General features: G+C 32.6%; 4 protein-coding genes. 3 read left to right on the top strand and 1 reads right to left on the bottom strand.

The genetic code is table 11. The features are described 5' to 3' along the window. Positions 1–369 precede the first annotated feature (369 nt). On the top strand, positions 370–2,346 hold the full coding sequence (locus ACYSNX_RS12820) for a putative porin (RefSeq protein ID WP_461755055.1): 1,977 nt from the start codon (positions 370–372) through the stop codon (positions 2,344–2,346). A gap of 35 nt (positions 2,347–2,381) precedes the next feature. On the opposite strand, the gene ACYSNX_RS12815 is transcribed toward ACYSNX_RS12820, so the two are convergent. Beyond that, entirely contained in the window at positions 2,382–4,052 is a 1,671-nt protein-coding gene (locus ACYSNX_RS12815) for a GLPGLI family protein (RefSeq protein WP_461755054.1), read from the bottom strand. Between the two features lie 95 nt (positions 4,053–4,147). Between ACYSNX_RS12815 and ACYSNX_RS12810 the strand changes: the two genes are divergently transcribed. Both ACYSNX_RS12810 and ACYSNX_RS12805 read left to right on the top strand, forming a co-directional pair. After that, positions 4,148–4,369 (top strand): PspC domain-containing protein, encoded by a 222-nt coding sequence (locus ACYSNX_RS12810; protein ID WP_461755053.1) that lies wholly within the window; start codon positions 4,148–4,150, stop codon positions 4,367–4,369. A gap of 182 nt (positions 4,370–4,551) precedes the next feature. Continuing rightward, positions 4,552–5,694, top strand: coding sequence for an acyl-CoA dehydrogenase family protein (locus ACYSNX_RS12805; RefSeq protein ID WP_461755052.1), 1,143 nt, complete (start codon positions 4,552–4,554; stop codon positions 5,692–5,694). Positions 5,695–5,850 lie beyond the last annotated feature (156 nt).

Genomic DNA, 5,850 nt, shown 5'->3' with positions numbered 1-5,850 from the left:
TTAAGTCCAATTCATCGATAACCTTATTTACAATGCGTACTGGATGCAAGGCAGGAATGAAATCTTCCAAAGAATGAGGAATCAAACTCATTTGATTCTGATCGTAAAGTCTATAACGTGGTGCTTGCTTTGCCATATTTACTTGAATTACTTATACTAATTTAAGTATATTAGATTGTAATTCAAATAATTATAATGGTGTTTTTTACTTAAAAGCACAAAAAAGGGGCTATCTCATTTGAGACAGCCCCATTTTTTTTTATACACTTTTAGATACTATGTTGTTTTTATTGTATACTCGGCATATTCTATAGGCTAGTATTATTTTAATTCAAAAATAGATTTAACTTTGTCAAAACTATTTTTTGTATGCATAAGTATCTTACCATAATTGTGTTGCTGTTTTTCTTTGGAGCTACAGCACAACAAGGTATGGATTTTAACACGTTGAATTACGATTCTAATCAACCGCAAGATCCAAAAGAAAAAGAATTTAAAAGTCTTCGTAATACTAAGAAAACGGATTCTATCGCCTCTATTAAAGATTACAAGATAATTTCCATAAAAAATGATACCATTGCTGTAGATACGGCACTTAGTATAAAAAAGTACTATACCTATAATTACCTTCGTAAGGATAATTTCGGATTGCTTGCCTTTTCCAATGTAGGGCAAACCTATAATACATTAAAATTTGATACTAATGCAAAAGAGTTGTTTCCTGATTTCGGATTTCGAGCTCAGCAATTTGCTTACTTACAAATAGAAGATATTAAGTATTATTCTGTTCCAACGCCTTATACCGATTTATACTATAAGTCTGTGATGAAGCAAGGACAAAATTTAGATGCTTTTATCACTATGAATACTAGTGAAAATTTCAATTTTTCTATAGGTTATAAAGGACTTCGTTCTGTGGGGAGATATATTAATGAACTTAGTTCTAATGGTAATTTCCGTTTTGGAGCTAGTTATCAGTCTCCGAATAAAAGGTATTTGTTACGTACTCACTTTACAATGCAAGATTTTTCTAACGGGCAAAATGGAGGGATACGTGACTTAAATTTATTCGAGTCTAGTGAAAAACCTTATAATAAAAGAGAGAGGTTAAATGTTTACTTCAGGGATGTTGAAACGGTTTTAAAAGGTAAACGAGTTTTCTTAAATCACCAATACCAATTAAACAAATCTTTTTCAAATGGCTTACTCCTAACCCATGAGTTTGTATATGAAGATAAGTTTTTTGAATTTAAGCAAACTGATATTAATAATATATACGATGATACTTTTCGTTTTGGGGATGCTTTTACTTCTTCTATAAATAATAAAACAAGGTATAATAAGTTTTTTAATAAAGTTGGAGTTGCTTTCGATTCAAGTGAATTTGGGCGCTTTGAGGCGTTTGTTGATTTTCATCATCATCGCTATCATTACCAAAGTATTGCTTACATACAAGGGGTGCGTATACCAGATCAGTTAACTAAGGATATAACTTTGTTTGGAGGAAAATATTCTTATAAAAAAGATCGCTTAAATGCTTCTGCATTATTGAGTGCTTCTGCAGGTAAGGATAATTCTAGAAATATTATTATTTCTGCTGATTACAATATAAAGGACCAGTGGAAAGTAGGAGGGTCTTTTAGTAATGTTTCCCGTTTAGGAGATCTTAGCTATTATCTATTTCAAAGTGATTATGTAAGTTACAATTGGAATAATAATTTTAAGAATGAGAAGATTAATCAGTTTGACTTTTATTTAGATACACCTTATTTTAACTTAACTGGGGTATATGCTAATATGCAGGATAAGTTATATTTCTCTAATGATAATCCTGTGTATAATGAATTTGGTATTCCAAATCAAATTATAACTACTCCTAAGCAATATGGCAAGTCGATCGACTATTTTTCTTTACAAATTTCTAAGGATATTCGATTTGGAAAATGGGGATTAGATAATACCATTTTATACCAACATGTTAAACAAGAAGACAACATTGTTAATGTACCTGCTTTCTTAACTAGAAATACCCTTTATTACTCAGATGCATTTTTTGATAAAGCCTTAAAGTTCCAAACGGGGATTAGTTTTAAATACTTTTCGAAGTATTATGGTAATGATTTTAATCCTTTATTGGGTTCGTTTTTTGTACAAGACAGAGTGCAGATTGGAGACTATCCAGTATTTGATTTCTTCATCGATATGAAAATTCGTACAGCTAAGATATTTTTGATCTTAGAGCACTTTAATGCAAGTATGACAGGATATAATTACTATAGTGCTCCAAACTATCCTTATCGTGATTTTGCTTTGCGATTTGGAATCACTTGGAACTTCTTTACATAATAATAAAAAAGCCACTTTAAAAAGTGGCTTTTTTATTATTGACCGAAAAGAGTTGCAGAAGTACACCAATAGCTCTGGCTATTTCCCTGAGGTGCTCCCATTGGAATTTGAAGTGTGATACGATGCTTACCAGCCGTTAGATCACCAATAGGTATCCAAATTGGATTTGTAACTGTGCCAGGGCACCAATTGGATCTACTTAAATCAGAGGAAGAAAGTCCATTGGTGAAATTCCCAGAGGCAGGATTAAAATCTCTGTAAGATCCGCAATCTTGTCTCCAAGGATAATAGCTGATTAGGGTACTATCATCTAAGCTTATTTTATTAAGTTTTGGATTAAACTCATCTCCACCTGACCAGCCTCCATGACCTGTGGTGATATAGCGTAATTGTGCATTTTCAAGAGGATGCTCCAGCTCAAATTCTACAACAAGCCCTTTCTCGTCCGAAAACATTATAGGGTAGGCCTGTCCTGCCATCTCAAAGATATTAGTGGTGTTGAATAATGGTAGTATTACTTGGCTTTGCTCTACAGTAGATAAACTAGGATGTATATCGATTTGGGCATTAATTTTATGTCCTCCTTTGTCGTAATTACCAATGTAGACTCCTATGTAGTGAGTTTGTTCGGATAGAATTGGAGTGAATTCTGAAATTTCTTGCATAAACAAGGACTCATCTTGCCAATTTTTTTCCAGAAAATTAATGTGATTATATTGCTTAACCCCAAAAGATGTGAAAAATCTCATTAATTCTATTGCAGGATTATAAGTAGAAGTAGATACCATTCCTTGGTAATTTTTTCCTTGGTTATCGGTGTATGTAGGTAGGTTTGAAACTCCTTGCTCTAGTGCTTTTAGTACATCCATTTCTTTGTCAGTAGGCAGGATAAAAACACTCCCTGTTCTATCGTATGCATCTCCATTAGAGTGTTGGGTAAGTTTTAGAAATACGTTGCTATTTGGTTGTATTTTTGGAAATTTTATTTTCTTAACCACTACTGTTCCATTTGCTACTTTGTAAACTCCAGGGATTGTATCTGTTGAATTAGGGTCAAAGTTAATTGTAGTATCAGCAAATAATTCAATACTTTGAAAGCGGCTATTATAAAGAACTTTGTCATATTGCGCTTTACTTAAGCTAGGGGTTTTATTCCATTGTGAAGGTGTGTTTATAGTATTTTTTTTGATTTTATCTATTTTGGTCGCGATTGTCTTTTGCGTATTGTTTCTGTCTAATTCTAAAACAAGTCCTAGATCAGCACCAATTAAAGTAGGACCACCATATAGACCTTTGTCCTTTGTATACCAAATTGTATAAGTGTTAGAATTGATGATAATTGTTGCTTTATGACATAGATATCCTAATATTTCTTTGGTATCCTTCTCTAACTTATAAGAAGTATATCTTTGGGTATTTATTGTTTTTATGCTTTTATCTTGGCTTAAATATGCAAGAGAATATAAAGAGTCTTGATTTGTTTGAAAATAAAACTGTTCATAAGGATAATTTAATTCCTGACCCATGGCTTGTTTCTTATTCAAAATAAGGAAATCCAGTGGTGTTGTTCTTAATAAAACAGGGTTGTCTTGGTTAGAAAGCTGTTCATTGTTGTAGATAGAGTAGGATACTTCTAGTCCCTGGGAGTAAATGGGCTGAATGGTAAATGTCACTATGGACAGGATGTAGAATAAAAAAGATTTCATTGTTTTTTTTAGTTAAGGTTTAAATAGGTTTTATTTATATTCTGTAAGGATATGAAAATAATATCGTAATTTTGAAATTACTTAATTTTTTGTTCATGATAAATAATCTGAGGTATTTTTTAGAAAAATATGGCTTTAGGGTTTCCTCTAGAATAGGGGAGAGGATTGGAATTAAAGCGGCAAGAATTCGTCTTTTTTTTATTTATCTTTCTTTTTTTACTTTAGGGTTGGCTTTTGCTTTTTACCTAACTCTAGCCTTCTTAGCTAAGATCAAGGACCTAGTTTATACTAAACGCTCCTCTGTGTTTGATTTATAGTTTACAAATGTTTTAATGTAATTTTTATACTCTTTTGTGTTTTTTTCTACTGGTTATGTTTAGAGTGTTTATTGTCTAAAAAAGGAGGCCATCTATATTTATATATGGAATGTTGTGTTTTTAGGACTTTTATATTAATTTATTTAGTTTATATTTGATTTTAGGAATTAAAATATAGTAATATGAATTTTGAATATAACGAAACACAAGCTATGATTGCTCAATCCATTAGAGATTTTGCAGAGCAACATATACGTCCTTTTATTATGGAATGGGATGAGAACCAAACTTTCCCAATCGATTTATTCAAGAAACTTGGGCAGATGGGGTATATGGGAGTTTTAGTGCCTGAAAAATATGGAGGATCAGAACTAGGGTACCATGAATATATAACTATTGTAGAGGAGATATCTAAAGTAGACTCTTCTATTGGTCTTTCTGTTGCAGCACACAACTCTTTATGTACAAATCACTTATTAGAGTTTGGTAACGAAGAACAAAAAAGTAAATGGTTACCAAAATTGGCTACGGCTGAATTTATTGGAGCTTGGGGATTAACCGAACACAATACAGGCTCAGATGCTGGTGGTATGAGTACTACTGCGGTTAAAGATGGAGATGATTGGATTTTAAATGGAGCTAAGAATTTTATTACTCACGCCATTTCTGGAGATATTGCTGTTGTAATTGTACGTACAGGTGAAAAGGGAGATTCTCGTGGAATGACAGCTTTTGTTGTTGAGAAAGGAACTCCTGGTTTTTCAAGTGGAAAGAAAGAGAATAAATTAGGAATGCGAGCTTCAGAAACCGCTGAACTTATTTTTGATAATTGCCGTGTTCCAGATGCGAATCGCCTAGGTGAAGTAGGAGAAGGATTTATTCAGGCTATGAAAGTTTTAGATGGTGGTAGAATATCTATTGGAGCACTATCTTTAGGAATTGCTAAGGGAGCTTATGAAGCTGCTTTGAAATATTCTAAAGAGAGAGTTCAATTTGGTAAGCCAATTTGTGATTTTCAAGCCATTGGTTTTAAATTAGCTGATATGGCTACAGAGATTGAAGCATCTGAGCTTCTATTGCACAAAGCAGCTTTTTTAAAGAATAACCATAAGCCAGTTACTAAATTAGGTGCAATGGCAAAGATGTATGCATCGGAAGTTTGTGTGAAAGTAGCAAATGAGGCAGTTCAGATTCATGGGGGGTATGGTTATACAAAAGATTTCCCAGTAGAGAAATTTTACCGTGACTCTAAATTATGCACAATTGGAGAAGGTACTACAGAAATTCAGAAAGTGGTTATTTCTAGAAATATATTAAAAGAATAAAAAAAATGGAGCTACTCAATGAGGAGGGTACTGATAAAGTAGCCTCTTTTTAGGAAACGGCTTTTTTAAAGACAAAAAATAACGCTTATAAAGGACTTTTTTAAGTCTCTTTGTAAGCGTTATTTGTTTTCTAGCTGTACTATTGGGTGGCTTAAA

It is taken from the genome of Myroides sp. LJL115 (assembly GCF_054871665.1).
The sequence above is the reverse complement of the archived record's forward strand: the minus strand, read 5'-3'. Positions and strand labels throughout refer to the sequence as shown.